Genomic DNA, 24,071 nt, shown 5'->3' on the forward strand with positions numbered 1-24,071 from the left:
CCATGCCCACCACCGACACCACCCGGACGACCGACCAGCGGGCCGTACGGATCACCGGAGGCCGCCGCCTGGCCGGCACCGCCACCGTCCAGGGCAGCAAGAACGTCGCCCTGCACCTGTACGCCGCCGCGATCCTCGCCGACGACCCGCTTACCCTGGTCGGTGCACCCGAGATCCTGGACACCCTGGTCGTCGCAGACATCCTGCACCGCACCGGCAGCCGCGCCACCGTGACCGGCGACGAGTTCGCCACCCGACCGGCCGACTCCTACTTCCCTGTCATCCCGGACGACCTCGGACGGCGCATCCGCACCACCGCGGTGATGGGCGGAGCTCTGCTGGCCCGCGCCGGCAAGGTCACCTTCCCCACCCCTGGTGGGGATGCCTTCTGCGCCCGCTACATCGACCGGCACCTGGCCGCGATGGAAGCCGCCGGGGCCGAGGTCGAGGTGAACCGGGGCCGGGTACGGGCCCGCCTCACCGGCAAGCGGCTGCCGTTCATCACCGACGCCGAGACCCGCTCATGGGGGCCGAGCCTGGGTGCGACAGTCACCGCGATGCTGCTGGCCGCCCGCACCCCGGGCACCTCCGCGATCCTCAACCCCAGCGTGGAACCCGAGGTCACCCATACCGCCGCCCTGCTCTCACAGGCAGGCGTCGGCATCGAGTGGCGCGGCAGGAAGGCCCTGAACGTCACCGGCACCGACCACATCCGGGGCGGGGTGTTCACCGTGCCACCGGACCGGCTGGAGGCCGCCACCCTCGCGCTGGCCGCCGCCATCACCGGCGGCACCGTCCACCTGGACGGCTTCCCGCCGGCCGCGTTCCCGGACGGGCTGGTGTCTGTGTTCGCCGACGCCGGAATCCAGCTCGACCCGCTGGACGGCGGAACGGCGGTCAGCACCCCGGCCCGGCCGCGGCCGGTACAGATGGCCACCGGCCCGCACCCCGGGTTCCCGACCGACGTGCAGCCGCAGCTGACCGCCTACCTCACCCAGGCCGAGGGCAACTCCCGCATCGACGAGCGGATCTACACCCAGCGCGACACACACCTTCCCGCTCTCGCCGCGTTCGGCGCCAGCGTCAACGCGAGCGGATCGGTGATCACCGTCCGGGGCCGATCACTGCTCAAGCCCGCCGACGTGGTCGGGGACGACATCCGGGCGGTGACCGCTCTGGTGATCGCCGCCTTGGCCGCCGAGGGCACCTCTACGATCCGAGGGATGTACCACCTGCGGCGCGGATACGGCAGCCTGCTGCCGAAGTTGGCCGCGCTCGGTGCCGACCTGACGATCGACCAGGAGTAGCCGTGACCCTCACCGTGCCGTGGACCCCGAACGCGCTCGCCGACCTGCGCGAGTGCCTGGACTTGATGACCGCTGACGGCACCGTGCCCGGCGGGGTCATCGTCTACGGCACCTTCGACACCGAGCCCGGCTACCTGGCCTCCGGCGTCGTCGCCCCCGAGTGCGGCGACGCCCGGCCGGGGCCGGACACTGTGTACGACGTGGCCTCGCTGACCAAGGTCCTCGCCACCTGGCCGCTGGTCGGCACCTCCCTCATGGACGGCTTCACCCTGGACACCCCAATGCGCGAACTGCTGACCGGCATCCCGGCCGAGGCGCCCGGAGGCAAGGTGACGGTTCGCCAGGTCCTGGCCCACACCTCCGGCCTGCGGGCCGACACCCGCCTCGACCAGTACCGCAACCGCACCGAACCGCTGGCCGAACTGATCTGCGGCGAAGATCTGATCGCTGAGCCCGGAGCCGGTCACCGCTACATCAACCGCGGTTTCATCCTCCTCGGCCTGGCCCTGGCCCACTACCGCTGCCAGCGCCTGGACGAGCTAGCAGCCGAGCTCTGGCAACACCTCGGCATGGCCAGCACGACCTACGGACCGGTGCCCCGCTCCGCTCAGGTCGCCCCGACCGAGCAGCGGCTGCCCGGCGGGCCCCGGCTGTGGGGCATGCCGCACGACGACAACGCCGCCCTGCTCGGCGGAGTCGCCGGCCATGCCGGGGTATTCACCACCCCAGCCGACCTCGCCACCTTCGCCACCCACCTGCTGACCTCGCACGCCACCGATGGGCCCCTGGGCCGCTGGCTCGCCCACAGCATGCAGCCGCAGGCCGAGATCGAGGCGGGCCTCGACCGTGGCCTGGCCTGGATCCTCGCCGACGAGGGCAGGGTCGCCTACCACCACGGCTTCACCGGAACCAGCCTCTACCTCGCCCCGGCCACCGGCCGCTACCTGACCATCTGCACCAACGCCGTCTACCACCACCAGGACAACCGCACCCGCCTCGCCCCGTTGCGGACCCTCGCTCTCAAGGCGATCACCGACGAACCCTAGGAGGGCCTACCGTGCCCAGCACCACGCTCGCGTCCCTCACCACCCTGCGACTCGGGGGCCCCGCCGAGCACGTTCTGACGATCTCCACCCCCGCCGACTGGGCCGACGCCGTCAGGACGATCGGGCAGCGCCGCGAACAGGCACCCGTGGTGCTGGGCCACGGCAGCAACGTCATCGCCTCCGACGCTGGCCACCCCGGCACCGTCGTGGTCATGAACACCCGCGGCATCACCGCCACCCGCGTCGACGACACCACGGTCGACGTCACCGTTCAGGCCGGACACCCGCTCACCGACCTCACCGCCTGGGCCGCCGCCGAGCACCTGGCCGGGATCGAGTGCCTGGCCGGGATACCCGGCACCACCGGGGCGGCCCCCGTTCAGAACGCCGGCGCTTACGGTCAGCAGATCTCCGACACCCTCGACCACCTGACGGTGTGGGACTGGGAGATGGGCCGTATGCGGACCCTGCCCGCAGAGGCATGCCGCCTGCGCCACCGTGACAGCAGGTTCAAGAGCAACCCCGACCGCTGGACCGTCCTCACGGCGACGTTCCACCTCTACCGCTCACCGGCCGCCCCCGTCACCTACCGGCCACTCGCGGACGAACTCGGCACATCCATCGGCACCCGGCCGCCTGTCGCCGAGGTGACGGCCGCCGTTCTCGCCAACCGCCACCGCCGCGGACTTCTCCTCGACCCGCACGGCCCCGCCGCCCGCCAGGCCGGATCGGTCTTCCTCAACCCGCCCGTCACCGCCGCCCAGGCCACCCGCCTGTCCGCCGCCGGATGCCCCACCCACACCGACAGCGACGGGCATCTCCGAGCCAGCGCCGGCTGGCTGCTGGAACACATCGGCTACCGCCCCGGCTACAAGATCGCAGACGGCATCCGTTGCTCAGAACGCCGGACCCTCACGCTCACCACCCACGACGGAGCGACCGCGACGGGCTTCGCCCAGGCCCTCACCGAGCTTTCGGCCCAGGTCGAGATCGCGACCGGGATCGCACTGCAGCCCGAGCCGGCGATGGTCGGCGCCTGGCCGTGAGGCCCAGGGCTGGTCTCAGTTTTGGTCTCATTCACCCCCGTCCAGCCGGGTTCGGCCGCCACTCAGTGGTTCGCTCCGTTGCAGGTCAGGACGGGTGTGAACCCCGGCGGACGGGGTTCGGGAGAATTGGAAAGCGTGTTGGGGGCAACCCCTCACGAGTTCGAATCTCGTATCCTCCGCCTTCGCCCGCCAGGGCAAGTGATGGCCCCGACCGCCTAGCGGTCGGGGCCATCGCCGTCTCGTGGTCTCAGTTCCGGCCTCAGTCCGTCGGCGCGGAGTGAGGCCGGCTGCTCCGGGCCACTCCGGTGGCGCCGAAGCCCGCGAGAACCCGACCGCGCCACGCGCATGGTCCCGGCCCGAACGGGTGCCGCTCGGTTCGAGGAGCTGCAACGGGAAGCAGGCAAACCGCCGTGAAGAGCCACCTCGGCCCAGCAGCAGTCCACCACCACTGCCATCCGGATGGCTCCGACGAAAGCGGCAGCTCAGCGCCTGCGGCCGTGGCCGAGCTGCGGAAGCTGGTCGACGAGACCGACCGCGCGCAGTTCACGATCGGCGGCTACGCGCTGGGGGTCGAGCCGACGCGCGGGCCGGGCGGCTCGGCGCCGGCCGAGGCTTTCGTCAAGGAGGCGGGGTGGACTGCCTCTTGCCGACCGGCCGCGTGTCGGCCCTCGGACCGCCGAGGCCCGGATTCGCGGGCGCAAACCCGACACGCCTCTCCATCGGTCCGATGCGGCCCGTCAGCGGATCCTTGGATCAGGCATTGCAAAAGCGGAATCCTGGTTCATACTTGCGGTATGTCGGATGAGCGGGAGCCACGGACAAGCTGGACGTTCCTGACGCAGCACGCGCGCGTGCTGTTGATGATCTCGCGGGACGCGGACGTCCGCCTGCGGGACCTGGCCGCGATGTGCGGCATGACCGAACGGGCCGCGCGGGCGATCGTCACTGACCTGGAGAAGGCCGGCTACCTGACCCACACCCGACACGGACGCCGCAACCGCTACCAGGTGGTCCGCGGCACGCGCTTCCGTCATCCCGCCGAGGGCCACTACGAGATCGCCGGGCTGCTGGCCCTGTTCACCGGTCTCGCCCCCGACGCCGGCCACCAGCCTGCGACCACCACCGGTGATCATCATGATGAGCATCCGTGAACCCGCGCCAACCCGTCTCCCGCACCCCGCCGCACCTTGTGCGCACCCCGGCCGCGCTGCCACCACCCCTCTCGTTGAGGTGGTGAGTCCAGTGCCCGACCCCGTCGGATCCACCCGGCACGACTGCCCCGCCCCCCTGCGCGTTCTCACCCCGCACCTGCGGATCACCACCACGAAGCTCCCCGGGACGGCCGTGATCGTCCGCCTCGACGGCGAAGCGGACCAGGAAGACCGCTGCAGGCTGGACAACGCCCTCTCCCGCGCTCTCCAGGACCGCCCGCCCCGCCTGGTCATCGACCTGGCCGACCAGACCTTCTGCTACTCCGTGTGCCTTAATGCCCTGCTCGTCGCCCGCCTGGACGCGAAGGCCGCAGGGGTGGAGATGGTACTGGCCGCCCCACCGCCGCAGACCATGCGGCTGCTGGAGGTCACCGGCACCGACGAGGTCTTCACCGTCCGCAGCAGCGTGCGCACCGCCCTGGCAGGCGCCAGGGAGATCGGGTGAGGAGACGGCCCGACTGCTTGCCGAGCCGGCCGGACAGGGACGGCACACCTGCCTGCACGCCACCCCGCTGTCCTGACCTCGACGCAGTTCCGCTCCTGGCATGGCCCCTTCGTCGGCCAGGCGAACGGGCCGCGCGGGTGAGTGGTTTCCAGGACCACTTCCCGCTGCTGGTGGTACCGCCCGGCACCGACCCGGCAACAGCCGCCTCGGCCATGGCCGGCGCCTCGGCGACCGGGAACCACACCCCGGCCGCGGAACTCCTGTTCGGCTGAGCGGTCCGGGCAGGCGGGGGGGTAGGGGGAACCTGTCACCTGTGCCGGACCTCCGACGTCAAGCGGCCGCCGCCGCCCGTCCGGGCAGGCGGCCGCACCGGGGTCGGCCCGATGATGGATCGTAGGGGCGCGCGACGTTCGAGGCGGCGTATGGCTGTGTGGCATGTCCGGGACTTCACGCCGGACGACCTCGAAGCGGTGGTCCGGATCGACGCCGAGAGCACCACGACGGACCGGGCCGCCGTCTTCCGGCTCGCCGACGTGGTCGCCGCTCTGCAGGCACGGAATCCGAGCGTCGTCGTGGTGGCCGACGGGCATCTCGTGGGGGCGGCGGTGGGCCGGGTGGACGGGGACCGCGCATGGGTGCTGCGCATCGCCCTGCACCCCGCCTGGCGGAACCTGGGCATCGGTTCCGCCTTGCTGTCAGCGCTGGAGCACCGTCTGCGGGACGCCGGTGCCAGGATCGTCGCGGCGCTGCTGCCCGACGAGGAGACCGGAGCCACCGCACTGGCCAACTCCGGATTCCACCCTCACCGGGGGCTCACGTACTTCGAGAAGTCGGAGGTCGTGAGTGCTCAGGGCGCGACGGTCCTGGCGACGCTCGGCGCGGTCATGCCCGAAGCCCGCCTTTGGGAGCAGCTCACGGGCATGGCCGACGAGAAACGGCTCATCGAACGTCGCCTGGTGCTGCCCCTGGCAAATCCCGAGCTGGCGGACGCCCACGGGGTGGAACCGCCCCGCGCGGTGGTGCTGTTCGGTCCGCCGGGCACGGGGAAGAGCACGTTCGCCAAGGCCGTGGCCGGCCGGTTGGGCTGGCCGTTCGTCGAGCTCTTCCCCTCCCGACTCGCGTCCGAGGACGGGCTGGCCACCGGTCTCGGCCGCCGTTTCGAGGAGGTGGCGCAGCTCGACCACGTGCTGCTCTTCATCGACGAGGTCGAGGAGGTCGCCGGTACGCGCAGCCTCGCCGACCCCGCGTCGGTCGGCGTGGTCAACGAACTCCTCAAGTCGATCGTGCGGTTCCGCGACCGCGACGGCCGGCTGCTCGTCTGCGCCACCAATTCGGTGACCAGCCTGGACCCGGCGTTCCTGCGTCACGGCCGGTTCGACTACGTCCTGCCGGTCGGGCCACCCGACCCCGTGGCCCGCGACGTGCTGTGGGCCGGCTACACGGCGAAAACGGGTACCGCCGCCGACACCGCGGTCCTCGCCGAGGCCAGTGAGGGCTTCACTCCCGCCGACATCAGGCAGGTCGCCATGGCGGTCGCCCAGAGCGCGTTCGAGCGCACGCTCGACACGGGGGAGCGGACCCAGCCCAGTACCCAGGACTATCTGGACGCCATCCACCGCACCCGTCCGACCGTTTCCGACGAGATGGCCCGGGAGTTCGCCGACCAGGCGGTCCGCTACGGGCGCGTCTGATGGACACCTCGCCGGTGCGGAGTGTCCGTCCGAAGCTGCCGGGCATCGGACCCGACCACCGCGACGACGCCGCGCCGGGGCCGAACCCGGAGTAGCTTGGACATCACCGCAGGCACTTCGCATGCCGGTACCGGATATTGGCGTCGTCTCCGGCGAACGGCAATGCCGGACCCGACCTCTCGGCCGGGCCCGGGGACAGGTCCTTGATCATGACCACGACCCTCGATCGTGCGACGACGCCCGCCGCCACGGATTCCACGGCTCGGCTCTCCCTCACGCCCGGCGGCGTGCGGCCCGGCCGGCTGGACGGAGCCTGGTGGCCACGCTCACGCGATCTTCTTCTCGAACTCCCCGCCCTGGCCGCCGATCCCGCGAACACGAGGACCGCGAGCGAACTGCTCGCTGCGGAGCCGAGCGCCGGTGCGACCGCGCCGGACACCCGTTCAGACTTCCTGCCGTCGCCCGCCACACCCTCCCCCGGGCTTGGCGAGGCCGAGAGGCGGGCCGATCTCGCCCGGAGCCGGGCCGCCTCCTGGCCGACATCCGTATAGGCGGCAGGCGGGAGCCGCCCGGGCCGAGGCCGACCCTGCATCACTCGCGTGACCACTCGGTCTCGGCCCGGGGTTCGCCGTCGATATCGGTCCCTTCCCAGAGTCGGACCCTGACCGCCCTGGGGCCCGGCGCCGGTCGGGAAAGGCTGCGAACGAACACGTCCCGGAGGTGGTTGGCCGCCCGCTGCGGCGGACCGTCGTACTCCAGCGGATTCGGCATCGTCGTGTCGTCCTGCCGGGACCAGCGGCCGTCATCGCCCTCGGTCTCCAGAATCCACCGGTAGCGCCGCATCGTGGCCTCCTGTGACAACGTTCCTGCCCCGACCACGACCGTACGAGGCGGGCGGACGGAGGGCGACCCGGGGATGTCGGCGGGGGGGCTCCGGCGCCACGACGGAACCAGGGGCGGAGGAGGTGGCCGATCTTCGAGGCAGGCGACATCCGGGAGGGGCCGTGGCGGATCGCGCGCGGGGTGGCCGGGCGGCGAGGACCATTGACGATCCTGGACTCGGGCATCCCGAAACAGGAATCCAAGAGCATAATCGTGGTATGCGGGAGGACGAACAGGGGCCTCGGACGAGGTGGACGTTCCTGACGCATCAGGCCTGCCGGAACTGCTCGGCGGGCCCGGTCTCCGTCCCGACTCCGGCCACCAACAGGCGCTTCGCTTCCTACCGGTGATCATCATGGTGAGCATCCGTGAGACCGCGCCCGACCGCCTCCAGCACCTCACACCGCGGCTGCGAACCACCACCACGGTGGTCGACGGACAGGCGGTGATCGTCCGCCTCGACGGCGAGGTGGACCTGGAGGACCGCCAGCCCCTGCAGCAAGCCCTCGCACGGGTGGTGCAGACCCGCCCGCCCCGGCTGATCGTCGATCTGACCGGCCTGACCTTCTGCCACTCGGTATGCCTCAACGCCCTCCTCGCCGCCCGCCGGCGCGCGGCGGCCGCCGGCGTGGAGATGGTGCTCGCCGCCCCGCCGCCTCCGACCAGACGAGTGCTGGAGATCACCGGCGCCGACGAGGTCTTCACGATCTGCTCGAACGTCCGCACCGCCCTGGCGGACGCCTGCGCCGCCAGCCGCTCGATACCGTCATCCGCGACATCCGCGCCACCGTCTTCGACCTCCAGCACTCCGGCCCGGGGCCGGAGGCCCTGACCTGCGGCGAACCGCTGATCACCGCCGACGGGTCGTGCCCGGCCGTCCGGTGGGCGGTCGCCCGTCCGTCGCAGGGGGCGCCGACGGCTCAGCGCCATTCGATCGCGAACAGGGTGGCATCGTCGCTCGTGCGCCCGCCCCGCTCCTCCTTGAGGATGTGGGAGAGCATGCGCACCGTGGTCCGGAGTCCGGAGTCGGAGCGCTCGACGCGGTTGACCCAGTCGATGAGCTGGCGCTCGCCGAACTGATCCCCGCCGGGCGCGCGTTCCTCGACCAGGCCGTCGGTGAAGCACAGCACCCGGTCCCCGTGCCGCAGGAGCCGCTCACTGATCACGGGCTGCTCGCCGCCGAACCCGACCGGCAGGGTGGTGGCGCTCTCCAGCCGCTCGACGACGCGACGGCCGCGGATCAGCAGTGGCGCCGGATGACCGGCGTTGACCCACTGCAGGTGGCCGGTAGCGGTGTCCAGGCGCATCATCTGCGCGGTGACGAAGTGGTCCGGCCCGAACTGCTCGGCGATGGCCCGGTCCATGAACGCGTAGATCTCGGCCAGTCCGATGTCGGCGCGCCGCGCGTGCCGGTACGCACCGATGGCGACGGTCGCCATGGTGGCGGCATCCAGTCCGTGGCCCATGGCATCGATGGTCGCCACGTGCAGGAGGTCGTCGTTGAGCGCGTAGTCGAAGCTGTCCCCGGCCACGTGGTAGGCCGGTTCGAGGATGCCCGCCACGACGACCAAGGGGGCCGTCATCGAGAGCGGCGGCAGGAGCGACCATTGGATCTCTGCGGCCACGCTCATCGGCTGGAGGCGCCGGGCCTGGAAGATCCGGTCGGTGAAGGCGTTCTTCGTGACCAGCAGATCGGCGACCAGGGCGCAGAAAACCCGCAGCAGCCGGCGGTCGTCCTCGTCGACGGTGTCCAAGGTCAGGGCCAGCACCCCCACCTCGTCGCCGCCGTCCGGCAGGGGCAGGTACAGCCGCACGCCGTCCTCCTGCGGTTCCTCGACCGGAACACCGCGCAGGAACGCCTCGCCTGCGGGCGAGGCGTCGATCGGCATCGGCTCTCCGGCCGTCAGCCCCCGCCCATGCAGGGGCGCCAGGACCAGCTGTCCGTAGTCCTGGAGCAGGAGGACCGGGTCGCGACCGCCGAACCGGCGCACCGCGTCGGCGACCAGTGGAGCGATCATCCGGGGCGGAAGTTCCTGGGTCCGGTCCAGCAGCGGGCCCCACAGCAGGCGTTCGCCGGTACCGTGCGTCCGGCCAGGTTCCGGCGGGGCGGACGGCCGGTCACCGCTCATCCTCGTTCACCGCCGTCTTGCTCCCGTCGTCGGGTCAGGCACTGCTGTCGCCGAGCCGAACGCCCCGCGTCCGTGAACCGAGGCAACTCCTTCCATTACGCCCCAGTGACGGGCGATGCGCTCTCCAGCCGGTCGCAGAGAGCGGAGCCTCCCCCGGTACGCGTAGGGCGGGCGTTCACCCGCCACGCCCTCGCCGATTGGCGCCCGGATTCCTCCACCACCGGCGACGACGCCCGACTGGTCGCATCAGAACTGCTCGCCAACGCCGTCCGGCACACGGCAGGTCCCCTCGCCATGGACCTGGACGATGACCGCTCGCGCCTGCGCATCACCGTCACCGATCCGCGGGCCGACATCACCCCACCCGATCCCGGCAGCCACCAGCCTGCCCGGATCGGCGGCCACGGACTGTTCATCGTCGACCGCCTCGCCCTGCACTGGGGCGCCTTCCCCGAAGGCTGCGGCAAGACCGTCCGGGCCGACCTCCTCCTGCCAGGTCGGGCAACCGACCCGGCCGCCGCGAGACCACGGTCGTCATGACGAAGGCACGACGGACGCGACGGTTCAAGCGGACGGAGCGGCGAGCAGGGCGGCGGCGCGGCCCGCGGTGAGGACGCCGAGGAGGTAGCCGTCCGCGTCGACGACGGGCCAGACGGCCAGGTGCTTGATCCGCATCGCGACCGCGGCCAAGGCCAGGCCCATGCTCGGCCACGTGAACGGGCCCCGTTGATGCGCCGTGGAGCTGATCGCGGTCCGATCGGTGTACCAGGAGCGGGTCAGGAACGGGTGGAGCCCGGCCCGGGTGACCAGCCCCGCGCACCGGCCGTCGTGGCCGCGGACGACCAGGTACTCGACGTGGGCGCTGAGGAAGATGTCGTTGGCCTGGTCGACGGTGCTGTCGTCGGCTATCTGGTAGTCGCACGGATCCATGGCGTCGGCAACCGTGAGGCCGCTGCCGGGCCATGCCGGATGCGGGGAAGAAATGGTCACGGCGCTCACCGTTACCCGATCTCCGGCTGCCTGCCGGCAGCCGGGACTGTGTCCATCCAGAACGAAGCCGGAAGGGGTACCGGGATGCGGAAAGCCCTGGATACTGTGAAGCCTACTCCGGCGGTCCCCTCCGACGCGGGCGCCCGCGGAGTACCGTGGGTGGCAACCGAGGACATTCCGCACACCGGCATTCGCGCTGATGTCGCCCTGGGTCATGACAGGTCCCCCGCGGACCGGACGGGCGGCCCCGGATGATGCCGATCCCCCTCCCCACTCCTTCCTCGCCCGGGCCGTGGTCGGTGCCCGGTGTCCCGCTCCTGCCACGCCTGGTGCTGGAGCCGACGATGGCGCGGGACGGAATCTTCGACGGGGCATGGTGGCCCCGCTCCGGGCACGTCCTGGCCGAGCTGCCGGACCTGATCACCGCGCTCGGCGCCCATCTGGGCCGCATCGTCAGGGTGGGCCTCGACTCTGCGGCCTGGGACGAAGTGCCCCGGTCGGTCGTGATCAACGGCTGCACCGTCAAGATCAACTGGCTCGCCGCGAGCGACGCGACGATCAGCATCACCCGGGGGTTCCAGGACCACTTCCTCCTGCTGGTGGTACCGCCCCACACCAGTCGGCAGACGGCGTCCTCGGCGATGGTGGGGGCCTCGACAACCGGCAACCACACCCCGGCCGCCGAACTCCTGCTCGGGTGAACGCTCCGGCACGGCGTGCCGGAGCGCTCAGGCAGCGGGATCACTGCATCCGTCGCTCAGTCGCTGGTCCGCTGTCGGTTGCCCGGTCCACAAGGACAGCGACGGGCGGCTGCGGGCCGGCGCCGGCCGGCTGCCGGAGCACACCGGCTACCGCTCCCGCCACAAGAACGCAGACGCCATCCCCTGCTCGGCACCGATCCAAGAACCGCTGACCACCACGCCGGGTCCGGGCCGGACGGGGAGTAGCCTGGACATCACCGAAGGCACCTCGCATGCCGGCACCGGACACTGGCGTCGTCTCCGGCGAACGGCAATCCCGGACGTGGCACCGGTCAGGTCCGGAGACAGGTCCTTGACCGTGACTGTTATCGACGGCGCGACGCTTGCCACTCCCGAACCCGCCCTGCGGTTCTGCCTGGCACCGGACGGCCCGCGAACCGGACGGCTGGACGGGGCATGGTGGCCCCGGTCGCACGATCTTCCTTTCGAACTCCCCGTCCTGGCCGCCGAACTGCACAAGCGGTGGGGCCGGGTCGCCAGAATCACCGTGAACCCCGCCCAGTGGTTGACCGTCCCCCGACAGATCCCGGTCGCGGGCCGCACCGTCCACGTGACCCACACCGTCCACGCGGACGGGTGCACCACCGTGCAGGACCGGCACACGATCTCGGTCCGTTCACACCTTCCCCGCCGGCTGACTCTGCTGGTCGTCCCGCCCCGGACGGAAGCCGCCGCTGCCGCCCGGATCATGGCCGAGGCCGCCGATCCCGCGAACACCAGGACCGCGAGCGAGCTGCTCGCCGACGAGCCGTCCGCGAGGGTGTCCGACCGGCGAGGGATCGTCTGGCCGGTACGCGACCCCTCGATCTCGGCCTGGAGCTCCGCCCGGTGGGGCGGGCCGTCGTCCTCCTCCCGGGCGCTCCGCCCCGGGCCCGCGGGCGACCGGCGGTGACACCGCCGCCCGATCCTTCGCTCTCACGCTCCCGGCGGATCGCCGTCAGTACTCGGAGCCACTTCGCAGATAGGTGCCCGCGACTTGGAGCCACGCTCCGGGGCTGAAGCACGCCTCGACCCGGTGCGGGGTGTCCTCGAAGACCCGCAGGACACGAAGCGCCCCGCTGGGGTGCAGGTCGTACTCGAAGGCGACGCCGTCCGTACCGTCCTCGTACTGCAGGTCCAGCGGCCCGCTCGACGGCTCCGCCGGCGCCCGGGCCTCGGGCGAGAGTTTCACGTAGACGGACATCCCACCGACCTGCCTCTCCTGTCTTTCCGAAGGGCCCAGCCTGCGATGCCGGCCCTGATCAGACCGCCTCGATCGGTGGCGCGGAGCCGGCGCCGGTCGAGACGAGGATCTGCCGTGCCGAGTCGGTTCCACCGGCCTCGACCGCACGTGCCATCGCGGCCAGGGCTGCCTCCTGAGCCGCCTGCGGGGGAACGACGAGCAGGCTGAAGTGATCGCGGTCACCCCGCGTGACGATCACCGTGTCATCGCCGACCGGGTACCGATCGATGTGCACCGGCCGCCCGTCGATGACCAGCCTGGGCGGCACGTCGTCCCAGGCGTCCGCGTCCAACCCCACGCTCACCACGGGGCCCAGGTGTTCGGTCAACGCCCTGACCAGACCGGGCAACTCGGCGCCGACGTCCCGTGAACGCGGCCACCAGGCGCCGTCCAGCGCGCCCTCCCGCGACCGCGTGGTCGCCAGGCGCAGCAGGACCGTCCCCGGCTTCGCGGCCTGCCGGAGCCGCTCCGGAAGGAGGCCGTGGTGCGAGGGACCGGATTCATCGGGCATGGCACGCCACCCATCCGCGGACACACGCCCCGTCCGCCACCGCAGAGGCGGTCCTCCGTCGCTGCCGGTCGAGCCGTTCCGACATTCCCACGGTACTCCGCCCCCTCGGCCCCGGGCCGGTCCGTCCGTCGTGACCCGTGCACCTGCGACGGGGGAAGGTCCACGCCCACGAGTGATGCGAACGAGACGTCATCTCCAGCGCGCGGGAGAGGCCGGATGCGACCGGTTCTGATTGCAGTTCTGGTTGCATTCACCCCCGTCCGCTGCCGTTCAGAGACCAGTCGGCGGATCACTCCACCGCAGGTCGGAACCCCTACTGCCGTCCCCGGACAGCCGGACGAACAGTTGGAAAGCGTGTTGGGAGCAATCCCTCACGAGTTCGAATCTCGCATCCTCCGCCTTCACGAAGGCCCGGACTGCTTCAGCGGTCCGGGCCTTCGTCGTTTCCCCTTCCCCCGCAGCCGCCCCTCGACCATCTCGGCGGCCCACCGGGGCAACGGCGTGGTGCGCGACATGGAGCTTGTCCCCCAGAGTTGCCAAGCATCGCCCCGCCCCTGTGTGAGTGAGTGTGGGAAGGCCCCGGCCAGCATCTGCTGGCCGGGGGCCCGTGGACTTGGCTCGTCAGGTGCTCTCGACAGGTCCGCTTCGGAGCATGCTCACTGATCCGATCAGTTGGGATCTCTCCAACTGACCCAGCACATCGTCGAACGTGACCGGCTCCCGTCGCCGACTACCCGCAATCTCCATGACACAGCCGTAGACCACACGGTCGTCCAGGTCGATCAAGTCCATGACGAAGTCGTCGGCGGTCTTCTGCTCGATGCCCCACTCCGCCAAGTACTCGGACGGGAAGTCCGTGCTGTTGTCGGTGACGATCACTTGCGCGCCGGCCCTGATCGCCGCCGCGAGGACGTGACGGTCGTCCGGATCGGGGAGCTTGAGCCCGTCGATCAGAGGCTCGTAGCCGGTGACGATGCAGTCCCGCACAGCTGCGTTCATGCGGCGCCGCAGCTCCGCACGCTTCTCGTCGTCTCCGATCCCGTTGCGGCGGAGTGCAGCTTCCACCTCGTCGAGGATCTGCTCGGTCCACTTGGCTTGGACGATCCCGTGCCGAGCCAGACGGATGAGCAGATCCCGCACGGTGTTCGGGTAGAGCACGTTCGAGTCGTACAGAACGATGAAGGCCATGTCAGAGCAGCCCCAGCTCCTCGTCGAGGGCCGTGAGCGAGTCGGCTGCGTCCTTACGTTCGCGGTCGTCTCTCCGCTTGTACTCCATAACATCGTTGAACTTGATGCGCCGATGGCGCCCGACCCGGTCGAAGGGGATATCTCCCTTCTCCAGGAGACCGATCAGGTAGGGCCTGGAAACGTTGAGCATGTCGGCGGCGACCTGGGTGGACACGATGGCATTGACTGGCATGATCTGCACGCCTTGCCCGTTCGCCAGGGCAGCGAGCATGGCGGCGAACATCTCGACCGTGGGGCGCGGCAGCACGAGAGGATCGTCGGAGCCGACCTCACCGACGATGGTGATGTCTGCGGTGGCGTCCGTGTTGTGCGCGAGGTAGTCACGAACCCTACGCAGCGCCCGTTCGGCGCTTTGCGCGTCGACGGTGCCCGGCGCGATCTTCCGGCCTTCTGTGGCGGTTGCCATAGTCGAACCTCCTAGCTTCCCAGCGTAGTCGCAGTATCCGAAGTATTCGAAATATTCGCAACACTTCCCCGGGTAACGATTCGGCGAACCGCTGGCTACTGTCGGTTCACTCGATCAGGGGAGCGATGGCTACCCCCGGGCCACGCCCATCTGGTCCGGCTGCAGCCGGACCAGATGGCCGGACCGATGCCGGCGACAGGGCGGACGCTCCCCAAGGGCCGCCCGCACGCTTGGTCTCAGTTCTGGTCTCGTTCACCCCCGTCCAGCCGGGTCCAGCCACTGCCCAGCGGTTCACTCCGACGCGGGTCAGGACAGCCACGAACCCCGGCGGACACCGCTGGAGGCACTTGGAAAGCGTGTTGGGAGCAATCCCTCACGAGTTCGAATCTCGCATCCTCCGCCTTCGTCGTTCACTCTCTGGCCCGCTCAATCGATGTACGTTATTCTGTACAACATGAAGACGATGAGTGCCACCGAGCTCCGCGGCAATCTCGCCGCCGCGCTCGACGCCGTCGAGAGCGACGCCGAAGAGCTCGTCATCACACGCGCCGGCCATGAGCCGCTGGTCGTCGTCTCGCTGGCCGAGTACGCCTCGCTCCGCGAGACCGACTACCTGCTGCGCTCCCCGGCCAACGCCGACCACCTTCGCCGCTCCCTGCAGGAGTACCGGGAGGGCCGTGCGGTGGCGCGCGAACTGATTGACCCCGAGGACCTCACCGAGCAGAGCGCGTGAAGGTCCAGTTCACCGAGCGCGGCTGGAGCGACTACCTGTCTTGGCAGGCCGATGATCGCCGCCTCCTCAAGCGCGTCAATCTGCTGATCGATGACATCCGCCGAAACGGCAACGAGGGCATCGGCAAACCCGAACCCTTGCGGCACGAGCTCGCCGGGGCCTGGTCCCGCCGGATCGATCAGGAACACCGCCTCGTCTACATCCTTGACGAGCAGGCCGACACCCTGTGCGTCATCGCATGCCGTTACCACTACGGCAAGTAGAGCCCGAGACCGCCAGATCGACGCGCTCCGGTCTCAGTTCCGGTCTCATTCACCCTCGTCCAACCGGGTTCAGCCGCCACTCAGCGGTTCGCTCCGCTGCAGGTCAGGACGGGTGCGAACCCGGGCGAACGGCGTCCGGGAGAATTGGAGAGCGTGTCGGGGGCAACCCCTCACGAGTTCGAATCTCGCATCCTTCGCCTTCGACGAAGGCCCCGACCGGTTCGCCGGTCGGGGCCTTCGTCGTGTTCGGGGATGCCGTCCGCCGGGGGCTCCGAGGCCGCCCGGCGATCCGGGACGGGAAACCGGTCGGGGTTTCCCGTCGTGTCGCGGGCGGCCGCGGCGGTGCGGGTCAGGCTGCCTGTCCGGCGGGGCGGACCAGGCGGCGGGCCGCCCAGACCGCTCCGCCGAGGGCGAATCCGTAGACGGAGACGAGCCCGTGGCCGTTGTCCTGGGCGATCCACATCGCGAGGCCGAGCGCCGGGACGCCGGCCGCCAGGGCGATCTCCTTGGGCAGGCGGGTGCGGGTGAGGAAGGCGAGGGCGAGGGTGGCGCCGAGGAAGTAGGTGGCGCCGGAGCTGCCGGCGAAGTTGCGGGGGTCGGTGCTGGGGCCGTCGCCGAGGCCGAGCAGGGTGTCGAGGCGCCCGGGCAGCAGGATGCCCGTGAGGAAGAAGGCGAGGGTGAGCGGGCCGCCCCAGTACCACTGGGCGAGTGCGGCGACGGCGGCGAGGGTGACGAGGTTCCACAGGCCGCCGAAGAGGCCGCCGTTCTGCATGAACACCGAGGTGAACTCGCGCCACCAGCCGGACTTGGCGGGGTCGGCGTCCAGCGCGTCCATGGCACCGGACCAGACCAGCTGGAGCAGCACGCCGCCGACGGCGACCGCGGTCAGGGCGATCGCCGCCCACGGGAGCGGCCGTCCGCGCAGGGTGTCGCGGCCGACCACGCCGAGCCCGCAGTTGACCATCATGACCATCAGCGCGGCCGTGGTCACGTTGAAGACGATCGCCCCCATGTCGGCCCCTCCCCCCGGTTGCGGCGCTTTCCAACGCCGTTCGAAAACCTGATGGCGCAAAGCTAGCACAGTTTTCGAACAGTGTTGGAAAAGCGTTGTACGGTGGATCGCATGAAGCTCACCAAGGACCGCATCGTCGACGCGGGCATGGCCGTCTTCGCCGAGGTCGGCTACCAGAACCTGTCCATGCGCCAGGTCGCCGACCGCCTCGACGCCCACGCGGGCAGCCTCTACTACCACGTGCGCAGCAAGGACGAGCTGCTCGCCCTGATGGCCGACCGCGTCTGCCGCCGGGCCCACGACACCGGCACCGAAGCCCTCGCCGCCCTCCCGCCCGACGCCACCTGGCAGGACCGCATCGAGGCCCAGGCCACCGCGCTGCGCCTGAGCATCAAGCAGCACGCCGGCGGCGCGCAACTTCTCGCCGAGAGCCCGGGCATGCTCAGCACCGGCGCCCTGTCCCTGATGGAGCGTCTCCTGCGCACCCTCCTCGACGCCGGCCTGCCCGCCGAAAACTGCGGCATCGCCGCCGACACCCTGCTCAGCCACGTCACCGGCTTCGTCCTCCAGGAGCAGAACCAGCCCGCCACCCCGCCGACCGTCACCGCCGAGCTCTACGCCGAGCTGTGCGAGCAGTTCCCGCTGATCATGGGCCCGCTGATCCCGCGCCTGAGCCAGGACGAGAAGTTCGCGCAGAGCGTCCACCTGCTCAGCGCCGGCTTCGCGGCCGTCCTCGAATGACGGGAACCGGGATCACTTCGAGATCGTTGCAAACGATGTTCGAAAAGGTGGGGCACCATCGCGCCACCTGTCACCGGGGAGGGAAACCGTGTCGAAGGACGTGTACAAGGAGTTCTCGGACAACGTCGACCGCGAGGTCGCGAAGCTCGTGGACCGCACCAACCGGGAGGCCGCGCGGGCCGTCGACCGGGCACTGGGCAGGACGGGTGTCGCGCGGGCGTTCGACACCGCCCGCTGGCAGCGCCGGCTCGACGAACTGCTCGCCACCCACCGCATCCCCGGCGCCGCGCTGGCCGTCCTCGCCGACGGCGAGATCCACGAGCTGGCCGGCGGCATCCTGCACACCGGCACCGGGGTCGAGACCACCACCGACTCCGTCTTCCAGATCGGCTCGGTCAGCAAGGGCTACACCGCCGCTCTGATCCTGGCCCTCGCCGACGCCGGCAAGCTCGACCTGGACCGGCCGGTCGTCACCGTCCTGCCGGAATTCGCGCTCGCCGACGCCGAGGCCGCCCGCACCATCACGCCGCGTCAACTGCTCAACCACACCAGCGGGATCGAGGGCGACTACGTCAGCGACACGGGCCGCGGCGACGACTGCCTGGCCCGCTACGTCGACGGCACGCGCGACGTCGGCCTCACCAACCCGCCCGGCGCCACCATGTCCTACTCCAGCACCGCCTACAACGTCCTCGGCCGGATCGTGGAGGTGATCACCGGCCTGACCTGGGACGAGGCGCTCAGGGAGCTCATCTGCGAGCCGCTCGGGCTCCGGCACACCATGACGCTGCCCGAGGAGGTGCTGCGCTTCCGCGCCGCGATGGGGCACATGGGCGAGCCCGGCGAGGACCCGGTGCCCACCCCGCTGTGGAACATGCTGCCGCGCTCCGCCGGACCGTACGGCGGCATCAGCGCCACGGCGGCCGACGTGGTCCGCTTCGCCCGGATGTTCATCGACGGCGGAACCGCGCCCGACGGCACCCGGGTGCTCTCCGCCGCGGCGGTGGAGGCGATGCTCACGCGTGAGGTCGAGATGCCCGACCAGTGGTTCCTCGGCGCCCACTGGGGCCTCGGCTGGGGCCTGTTCGAGTGGGACGGCGCCCGCGGCTTCGGCCACGACGGCAGCACCTTCGGCCAGCTCGCCTACCTGCGGGCCATCCCCGAGAAGGGCCTCGCCATCGCCCTGCTCACCAACGGCGGAGGCGCCGCACCGAAGGTCCACGAGGCCCTCTGCCGCGAACTGAGCGCCGAACTCGCCGGAGTCGCGATGCCCGCGTTCGGGCCGGGCGACAACCCCCCGACCGTCGACACCGAGCCCTTCATCGGCCGTTACAAGCGCGAGGGCTTCCTCATGACGATCACCGCCCCTGCCGGCGACAACAGCGGCGACAGCAACGACAGCAACGACAGCAACGACAGCAACGGCGTACTGAACCTGCGCTACGAAGGTGTCGAAGGCCTCGCCGGCACCTTCGACCCGCTCGTCTGGCACCTCACCCCCGTCTCCGACACCCCCGCCAAGACCGTCTTCGCCGGCCGCCGCAACGACAAGGACGCCTGGATCCCCGTCGTCTTCTACGCCCTCCCCGACGGCACCCGCTACGTCCACTTCGGCGTCCGCGCCACCGCCAGGACGGCCTGACCCCACGCGCCCTCCGCGATGATCGAAGGCCCGGACCGTCTCGGGCGGTCCGGGCCTTCGCCGTCCCGCCCCACCCGTCGAGGAGCAGCCGGCCGCCGGGCGGCCTTGCACGCCCCTCCGGCCCACCGCCCCGGACAACCGGAGCAGGCGCCGATGCGCCCGGTGCCGTCGACGACGTCAGCCGGACGGGCTCCACGTCGCCATCTGCCCCCGGAAGGTCGGGCAGCTGACGATGTCCGTCTCGCCGCACTGGAGGGCGTGGGTCAGGAGCTGGTGGGCGTGGTCGAGATCGACCATGCGCTGCTCGATCTCGGCGACCTTGGCGCGGATCATCGCCTGCCTGCGCGGCTGGTCCTGCTGGAACTCCCTGACCTCGGCCAGGCTCAGCCCGGCCTGCTGGAACTTGCGCAGCAGCACGATCCGCTCCGCAGCCTGCGGCGGATAGCGCCGCTGCCCGCTCTCGCGCTCGGGCGCCGGCAGCAGGCCGTGGCGTTCCCAGAACCGGATGGCCGACGCCGGAACGTCGGTCATCTCGGCGAGCCGGCCGATCGTCATGCGCATGCTCCGCCGCTCCTCTCCCCTGTCGTCGTCCCGTCGTGCCGGGCCGAGGCTTGACGTGAACCTTAGTTCAAGTCACAGAGTGGGCGACACGTGCAGCGGCGGCGAACCGGCTGCCGCCGACAGGGAATTGGAGATGCCGAGATGACAGACGCGCCCGAAGTGAAGAGCCTGGCCCACCAGCTCGTCGAAGCCGCCCGGCAGCTCTTCGTGGCCGGGGTGATGTCACACTCCGGGCACGCCAACCTGAGTGTCCGGCTCGACGCCGACCGCTTCCTGCTGACCCCGGGGTTCGTCCGCGACCTGGAGCCCCACCAGCTGGCGACCATCGGTCTCGACGGGCAGGTCCTGGAGGGAGAACTGCGCTCCGTCAGCGCCGAGATCATCACCATGCACAGCGCCGTCTACCGCGCCCGCCCGCACGTGGGCGCGATCATCCACACCCATTCGCCCTCCGCGACCGCCTTCGCGGTGGCCCACCGGCCGCTGCCGTGCCGCACCGAGCCGATGCTCCGCTTCGGACAGCCCGAGGAAGTACCGGTGGTGCCCTGGGGGCCACGCGGGTCGGACGTGTCGGTCCGGGGCATCGCCGACGTCCTGGAGCGACGCCCGACGACGTCCGCGGTCCTCCTGGCCAACCACGGGCTGCTGGTGTTCGGCCCGGACGCGGCGGCCGCGGGCCACCTCGTGGTGGCGATCGAGGAGAGCGCCGAGGCCGAGATCGCCGCTGCCGCGATCGGCGGGGCCGTGGACTTCCCCGAGGGCGCCCTGGAGGCCGTCCGGGCCTCGATCGCACGGGTCTCGTCATGACCGACCACACCTTCGCCGAGCGTTCCGAAGCCCTGCGGGAGCGCTACCGCACAACCCTCGGAGCCGTCCCTCCCGCGGTGGAGGACCGTCTGCGGGTGGCCCAGGCCTTCGGGCGGCTCTCCACCGAGGAGGCGTTCACGGCCCTGCGCCACATCGTGCTGGCCGACAGTCCACTCGGCGGTCGAGTGCAACAGCTGGTCCACTTCGGGCAGTTGCTGGCCCTCGGCCGGGCGGAACCGGCCCGGATCCACGCCCGGGGAGCACTCCACGCGGGCGCCGGGATCGCCGACCTCATCGGAGTCGCGGAGACCGCACTCATCACCTCGGGCACGCCGGCCTACGCGCTCGGCATCGAGATCATCGTCGAGCTCCTGCCGGACGACCACGGCCAGGACGGCTGACCACCGCACACGGGCGACGAGGGACGCGTGAACTCCCCGCCCGCAGGCCGGAGCTGGTGGCGCGTCTGCCGATGAGCCGGTACGAACCTCGCATCCGCGTCCTCCCGAAGGCCCCGACCGGTTCGCCGATCGGGGCCCTCGTCATCGTCCGGCCCGGCTCTCCCGCTCGGCTCTCCGGCTCCGTTGTCGGCCGCCTTGTCGGCCGCCTTGTCGGCCGCGTTGTCGGCCGCGTTGTCGGCCGCGGCCGGATCGGGGCTCAGCCCGGGCTCGGGGCACCACCTCGGCGGGGGCCGTGGGTGAAGGCGGCGCGGTAGGCGGTGGGGGTCAGACCGGTGCGCCGGAACACGTGGTGACGCAGGGAGTCGGGGGTGGCGAGGCCGCTGAGCCGGGCAACCCGATCCATCGGCAGGTCGGTCGTCTCCAGGAGTTCCTGGGCCCGGGTGCAGACCGGACCCGGTAGCCGGGGCGGCCGTCGACGACCGTCTCGCCGAGGACCAGCTCGGGGATGGACAGGTCGAAGGTGGTGGCAGGGGGGACAGCGATGACGGCGACGCGGTGCACGGCCCGAACCTCCGGATGTTTGGCATTCGGGCCACTACTTTACGAATCGCCCGCGGTGGAGGGTGGAGCAGCCGGGGCGGTCCGCCCCTTCTCTTGGACCATCGACCAGGGAGTGCCAGCGTGTCCTTGAACGTCATCGTGGGAGCCGGAGCCACCGGAGCGGCCGCGGCGCAGCTGTTGGCGGACGCCGGTGAGCGGGTCCGGCTCGTCACCCGCCGGGGCGGCGGGCCGCTGCACGAGCGGATCGAACGAGTGGCCGCGGATGCCACCGACACCGGCCGGCTGGCCGAGCTGACCTGCGGGGCGGCGGTCCTGTTCAACTGCGCCATGCCAGCCTACGACCGCTGGCCGTCCGAATTCCCGCCGCTGGCCGCCTCGTTGCTGGCGGCTGCGGAACGCACCGGGTCGGACTACGTGATGCTCGGCAACACCTACGGCTACGGGCCGGTCGACGGACCCGTCACGGAAGAGCTGCCGATGGAGCCCAGCAGCGTCAAGGGCCGCGTCAGGGCGCACATGTGGCACGACGCACTCGCCGCGTACGAGGCCGGCCGGGTGCGGGTGACCGAGGTCCGGGCGAGCGACTACCTCGGTGCGGGTGCCTACTCGCCGTTCACCCTCATGGTGGGGGCGCAGGTGCTGAGCGGCGCCCCCGTCGCCTACCCGGGGGATCTCGACGTCCCGCACAGCTGGACCTACACCGGTGACGCCGCGCGCACGCTGATCGCGGCGGCCCGGAGCGAGGAGTCGTGGGGCCGGGCCTGGCACACGCCGTCCACCTCCCAGGCCCCGGTCCGTGAGCTGGCCGCGTCCCTGGCACTGGCGGCTGGTGCGCCCGCTCCCGATCTGACCCGCATGACCGGGGCCGAGCTGGAGGAGATCGGCCGGACGGATTCCGTCATGGCCGAGTTCCCGGAGATGCTGTACCTGTACGACCGCCCCAACCTCGTCGACGCGGCGAACACGTCGGCGGTCCTGAACCTGACTCCCACACCGATCCACGCTGTCCTGGACGAGATGGCCGCCGAGCACCGACGCACCGCCCGCTGAGGCCGGAGCCCACCGTTCACCGGGTGTTGCGGACATGCTCAATGCGTGCCTAGCGTGAATGATCCCTTGATCCGTTCACCTGGAGAGGCACACTTTGATGTTGCGTCACGTCAGGACCGCCGCGCGGGCGTTACTCGCGGCCGGCCTGCTCGTCAGCGGGACCCTCGCGGGCGCGTCGCCGGCGTCGGCCGCTGCGGCGCCGACGGCCCTGCCCGCGTCCGACTACACCCTCACCGCGGACTACCACCGTTACGACGCGCTGAACTCGGCGCTCGTCACGACGCTGGGGACCTCCGCCGTGCACACGGTGATGGAGAACGCGAACCACCAGCGGCAGGCACTCCCCTCGTCCTTCTCCGTCGCCGGCCTGTCCACCGGCTTCCGGTTCGACGACGGCGACGACTCCGACTGCCAGAGCTTCCCGCAGGGCATCACGACGAGCCGGGACGCCGTGGGGACCGCGAACAGCGGCAACTACGACGGCCACCAGCTCGTCCTGGTGAGCTGGTACACCAAGGACGGCTGCAACGGCGCCCAGCAGCGCAGCCGGATCACCCTGGCCGACTGGGACGCCACCTACCCCAACACCTACCGGAAGATCCTCCTGGTGGAGCCGACCGGCACCGCCGCGGCGCCGGACTTCAAGGACATCCCGATCCACGCCGGCGGCGTCTCGTGGTACGGCGACTACCTCTACGTCGCCGACACCGGGCGCGGCATGCGCGTCTTCGACATGCGGAAGATCCTCAACACCGACTCCGGCGGCACCGCCGACCAGATCGGCCGCCAGTCCGGCACGGTCTACTACGCCCACAACTACGCCTACGCGCTGCCCCAGGTCGGCACGATCACCTCGCACACGCCCCCCGGCAAGGACCTGGTGTGGTCGTCGGTCTCCCTCGACCGGGTGAGCAAGTCGATCGTGATGACGGAGTACACCTGCCAGGCGGACTGCACCGACTACCCCAACCGCCCGCCGAGGGCGGTGCGCTTCCCGTTCGCGGCCGGGGCGACGACGTTCGCGGCGACGACGACCGCCGGTCAGGCCCTCCAACTGCCCTGGTACAACCTCAACGGCGTGGCGTCCCACAACGGCCGGTGGTGGTTCAACTCCTCGGGGCAGAAGAAGCTCTACTACTGGACCCCGACCGCGGGCCCGGCGACCTTCGCCTGGGTCAGCGGCGGCGAGAGCCTCTCCTACTGGGAGGACACCACCAACCCCGACCTGCTCTGGTCGCTGCAGGAGCCCGCGGGCGGACGCAACGTCTTCGCGGTCACCCAGGCCACCTACGGCGGCGGCTGAGCACCGGACCCGGACCAGCGCCCGCGCCCGGGGCGGGGCAACGGCAACGGCAACGGCAACGGCAACGGCCACCATGACGACGAGGCTCCGGCTCCACACGGC

General features: G+C 71.0%; 29 protein-coding genes and 1 pseudogene. 20 read left to right on the forward strand and 10 right to left on the reverse strand.

Translation table 11 applies throughout. The features are described from left to right. Positions 1-2 precede the first annotated feature (2 nt). The 8 genes from ACIGG8_RS02755 (at position 3) to ACIGG8_RS02790 (ending at position 7,297) form a co-directional block, all read left to right on the forward strand. Positions 3-1,307, forward strand: coding sequence for a UDP-N-acetylglucosamine 1-carboxyvinyltransferase (locus ACIGG8_RS02755; RefSeq protein WP_396545104.1), 1,305 nt, complete (start codon positions 3-5; stop codon positions 1,305-1,307). Between the two features lie 2 nt (positions 1,308-1,309). After that, on the forward strand, positions 1,310-2,353 hold the full coding sequence (locus ACIGG8_RS02760) for a serine hydrolase domain-containing protein (RefSeq protein ID WP_396545106.1): 1,044 nt from the start codon (positions 1,310-1,312) through the stop codon (positions 2,351-2,353). A gap of 11 nt (positions 2,354-2,364) precedes the next feature. After that, positions 2,365-3,399, forward strand: a complete 1,035-nt coding sequence (locus tag ACIGG8_RS02765; protein ID WP_396545108.1) for a UDP-N-acetylmuramate dehydrogenase — start codon at positions 2,365-2,367, stop codon at positions 3,397-3,399. Positions 3,400-4,193: 794 nt separating this feature from the next. Further along, positions 4,194-4,550, forward strand: a complete 357-nt coding sequence (locus tag ACIGG8_RS02770) for a MarR family transcriptional regulator (RefSeq protein ID WP_396545110.1) — start codon at positions 4,194-4,196, stop codon at positions 4,548-4,550. A 91-nt stretch (positions 4,551-4,641) separates the two neighbouring features. Next, the gene (locus ACIGG8_RS02775) at positions 4,642-5,055 is read left to right on the forward strand and encodes an STAS domain-containing protein (RefSeq protein ID WP_396545112.1); all 414 of its coding nucleotides are present in this window, start codon (positions 4,642-4,644) and stop codon (positions 5,053-5,055) included. Between the two features lie 137 nt (positions 5,056-5,192). Further along, positions 5,193-5,327, forward strand: coding sequence for a hypothetical protein (locus tag ACIGG8_RS02780; RefSeq protein WP_396545114.1), 135 nt, complete (start codon positions 5,193-5,195; stop codon positions 5,325-5,327). Between the two features lie 114 nt (positions 5,328-5,441). After that, a complete protein-coding gene (locus ACIGG8_RS02785) occupies positions 5,442-6,746 on the forward strand; it encodes an ATP-binding protein (RefSeq protein WP_396545238.1) in 1,305 nt (434 codons plus the stop codon). 209 nt (positions 6,747-6,955) lie between these two features. Further along, a complete protein-coding gene (locus tag ACIGG8_RS02790) occupies positions 6,956-7,297 on the forward strand; it encodes a DUF5994 family protein (RefSeq protein WP_396545116.1) in 342 nt (113 codons plus the stop codon). A 40-nt stretch (positions 7,298-7,337) separates the two neighbouring features. On the opposite strand, the gene ACIGG8_RS02795 is transcribed toward ACIGG8_RS02790, so the two are convergent. Then, positions 7,338-7,589 carry a hypothetical protein gene (locus tag ACIGG8_RS02795; RefSeq protein WP_396545118.1) on the reverse strand — a complete coding sequence of 84 codons (252 nt, stop codon included), beginning with the start codon at positions 7,587-7,589 and terminating at the stop codon, positions 7,338-7,340. A 394-nt stretch (positions 7,590-7,983) separates the two neighbouring features. Between ACIGG8_RS02795 and ACIGG8_RS02800 the strand changes: the two genes are divergently transcribed. Next, the gene (locus tag ACIGG8_RS02800; RefSeq protein WP_396545120.1) at positions 7,984-8,460 is read left to right on the forward strand and encodes an STAS domain-containing protein; all 477 of its coding nucleotides are present in this window, start codon (positions 7,984-7,986) and stop codon (positions 8,458-8,460) included. An 88-nt stretch (positions 8,461-8,548) separates the two neighbouring features. Here ACIGG8_RS02800 and ACIGG8_RS02805 read toward each other — a convergent pair whose 3' ends face one another. Continuing rightward, positions 8,549-9,757, reverse strand: a complete 1,209-nt coding sequence (locus tag ACIGG8_RS02805) for a PP2C family protein-serine/threonine phosphatase (protein WP_396545123.1) — start codon at positions 9,755-9,757, stop codon at positions 8,549-8,551. Positions 9,758-9,862: 105 nt separating this feature from the next. On the opposite strand from ACIGG8_RS02805, the gene ACIGG8_RS02810 reads away from it, so the two are divergent. Further along, positions 9,863-10,297: an ATP-binding protein gene (locus ACIGG8_RS02810; RefSeq protein ID WP_396545125.1), complete on the forward strand. Its 435-nt coding sequence runs from the start codon at positions 9,863-9,865 to the stop codon at positions 10,295-10,297. Between the two features lie 24 nt (positions 10,298-10,321). Here the strand turns inward: ACIGG8_RS02810 and ACIGG8_RS02815 are convergent, their stop codons facing one another. Beyond that, the gene (locus tag ACIGG8_RS02815) at positions 10,322-10,747 is read right to left on the reverse strand and encodes a CBS domain-containing protein (RefSeq protein WP_396545127.1); all 426 of its coding nucleotides are present in this window, start codon (positions 10,745-10,747) and stop codon (positions 10,322-10,324) included. Positions 10,748-11,001: 254 nt separating this feature from the next. Between ACIGG8_RS02815 and ACIGG8_RS02820 the strand changes: the two genes are divergently transcribed. Both ACIGG8_RS02820 and ACIGG8_RS02825 read left to right on the forward strand, forming a co-directional pair. Further along, on the forward strand, positions 11,002-11,448 hold the full coding sequence (locus ACIGG8_RS02820; RefSeq protein ID WP_396545240.1) for a DUF5994 family protein: 447 nt from the start codon (positions 11,002-11,004) through the stop codon (positions 11,446-11,448). 358 nt (positions 11,449-11,806) lie between these two features. Continuing rightward, positions 11,807-12,400, forward strand: a complete 594-nt coding sequence (locus tag ACIGG8_RS02825) for a DUF5994 family protein (protein ID WP_396545242.1) — start codon at positions 11,807-11,809, stop codon at positions 12,398-12,400. A gap of 45 nt (positions 12,401-12,445) precedes the next feature. On the opposite strand, the gene ACIGG8_RS02830 is transcribed toward ACIGG8_RS02825, so the two are convergent. From ACIGG8_RS02830 to ACIGG8_RS02845, 4 genes are all read right to left on the reverse strand, one after another. Further along, positions 12,446-12,691: a hypothetical protein gene (locus ACIGG8_RS02830; RefSeq protein ID WP_396545129.1), complete on the reverse strand. Its 246-nt coding sequence runs from the start codon at positions 12,689-12,691 to the stop codon at positions 12,446-12,448. Between the two features lie 58 nt (positions 12,692-12,749). After that, positions 12,750-13,241: a DUF5994 family protein gene (locus ACIGG8_RS02835; protein ID WP_396545131.1), complete on the reverse strand. Its 492-nt coding sequence runs from the start codon at positions 13,239-13,241 to the stop codon at positions 12,750-12,752. 621 nt (positions 13,242-13,862) lie between these two features. Then, positions 13,863-14,429, reverse strand: coding sequence for a putative toxin-antitoxin system toxin component, PIN family (locus ACIGG8_RS02840; RefSeq protein ID WP_396545133.1), 567 nt, complete (start codon positions 14,427-14,429; stop codon positions 13,863-13,865). Position 14,430: 1 nt separating this feature from the next. After that, complete coding sequence (locus tag ACIGG8_RS02845; RefSeq protein WP_350519757.1) at positions 14,431-14,895, reverse strand: excisionase family DNA-binding protein; 465 nt, start codon at positions 14,893-14,895, stop codon at positions 14,431-14,433. A 454-nt stretch (positions 14,896-15,349) separates the two neighbouring features. Between ACIGG8_RS02845 and ACIGG8_RS02850 the strand changes: the two genes are divergently transcribed. Together ACIGG8_RS02850 and ACIGG8_RS02855 are read left to right on the forward strand one after the other, a co-directional pair. Then, a complete protein-coding gene (locus ACIGG8_RS02850; protein WP_355201984.1) occupies positions 15,350-15,628 on the forward strand; it encodes a type II toxin-antitoxin system prevent-host-death family antitoxin in 279 nt (92 codons plus the stop codon). After that, entirely contained in the window at positions 15,625-15,891 is a 267-nt protein-coding gene (locus ACIGG8_RS02855) for a Txe/YoeB family addiction module toxin (RefSeq protein ID WP_380369816.1), read from the forward strand. The genes ACIGG8_RS02850 and ACIGG8_RS02855 overlap by 4 nt, the downstream gene beginning before the upstream one ends. A gap of 349 nt (positions 15,892-16,240) precedes the next feature. On the opposite strand, the gene ACIGG8_RS02860 is transcribed toward ACIGG8_RS02855, so the two are convergent. Further along, complete coding sequence (locus ACIGG8_RS02860) at positions 16,241-16,903, reverse strand: hypothetical protein (protein ID WP_396545136.1); 663 nt, start codon at positions 16,901-16,903, stop codon at positions 16,241-16,243. A 111-nt stretch (positions 16,904-17,014) separates the two neighbouring features. Here ACIGG8_RS02860 and ACIGG8_RS02865 point away from each other — a divergent pair, with 111 nt between their 5' ends. Next, positions 17,015-17,644 carry a TetR/AcrR family transcriptional regulator gene (locus ACIGG8_RS02865; protein WP_396545138.1) on the forward strand — a complete coding sequence of 210 codons (630 nt, stop codon included), beginning with the start codon at positions 17,015-17,017 and terminating at the stop codon, positions 17,642-17,644. A gap of 88 nt (positions 17,645-17,732) precedes the next feature. Next, on the forward strand, positions 17,733-19,286 hold the full coding sequence (locus ACIGG8_RS02870) for a serine hydrolase domain-containing protein (RefSeq protein ID WP_396545140.1): 1,554 nt from the start codon (positions 17,733-17,735) through the stop codon (positions 19,284-19,286). Positions 19,287-19,463: 177 nt separating this feature from the next. Here the strand turns inward: ACIGG8_RS02870 and ACIGG8_RS02875 are convergent, their stop codons facing one another. Further along, positions 19,464-19,847: a MerR family transcriptional regulator gene (locus tag ACIGG8_RS02875; protein ID WP_396545141.1), complete on the reverse strand. Its 384-nt coding sequence runs from the start codon at positions 19,845-19,847 to the stop codon at positions 19,464-19,466. 141 nt (positions 19,848-19,988) lie between these two features. On the opposite strand from ACIGG8_RS02875, the gene ACIGG8_RS02880 reads away from it, so the two are divergent. Then, a complete protein-coding gene (locus ACIGG8_RS02880; RefSeq protein ID WP_350519752.1) occupies positions 19,989-20,654 on the forward strand; it encodes a class II aldolase/adducin family protein in 666 nt (221 codons plus the stop codon). Beyond that, positions 20,651-21,055 (forward strand): carboxymuconolactone decarboxylase family protein, encoded by a 405-nt coding sequence (locus ACIGG8_RS02885; protein WP_396545143.1) that lies wholly within the window; start codon positions 20,651-20,653, stop codon positions 21,053-21,055. Before ACIGG8_RS02880 ends, ACIGG8_RS02885 begins: the two co-directional genes overlap by 4 nt. 256 nt (positions 21,056-21,311) lie before the next feature. Here the strand turns inward: ACIGG8_RS02885 and ACIGG8_RS02890 are convergent. Beyond that, positions 21,312-21,494 (reverse strand): annotated as a pseudogene (locus ACIGG8_RS02890) (AraC family transcriptional regulator); the annotation flags it as partial. A gap of 242 nt (positions 21,495-21,736) precedes the next feature. On the opposite strand from ACIGG8_RS02890, the gene ACIGG8_RS02895 reads away from it, so the two are divergent. Together ACIGG8_RS02895 and ACIGG8_RS02900 are read left to right on the forward strand one after the other, a co-directional pair. Continuing rightward, positions 21,737-22,666: an NAD-dependent epimerase/dehydratase family protein gene (locus tag ACIGG8_RS02895; RefSeq protein WP_396545145.1), complete on the forward strand. Its 930-nt coding sequence runs from the start codon at positions 21,737-21,739 to the stop codon at positions 22,664-22,666. Between the two features lie 97 nt (positions 22,667-22,763). Next, positions 22,764-23,969 carry a hypothetical protein gene (locus ACIGG8_RS02900; RefSeq protein WP_396545147.1) on the forward strand — a complete coding sequence of 402 codons (1,206 nt, stop codon included), beginning with the start codon at positions 22,764-22,766 and terminating at the stop codon, positions 23,967-23,969. Positions 23,970-24,071 lie beyond the last annotated feature (102 nt).

This window comes from Kitasatospora sp. NPDC085464, assembly GCF_044541955.1.
Lineage (GTDB): Bacteria > Actinomycetota > Actinomycetes > Streptomycetales > Streptomycetaceae > Kitasatospora.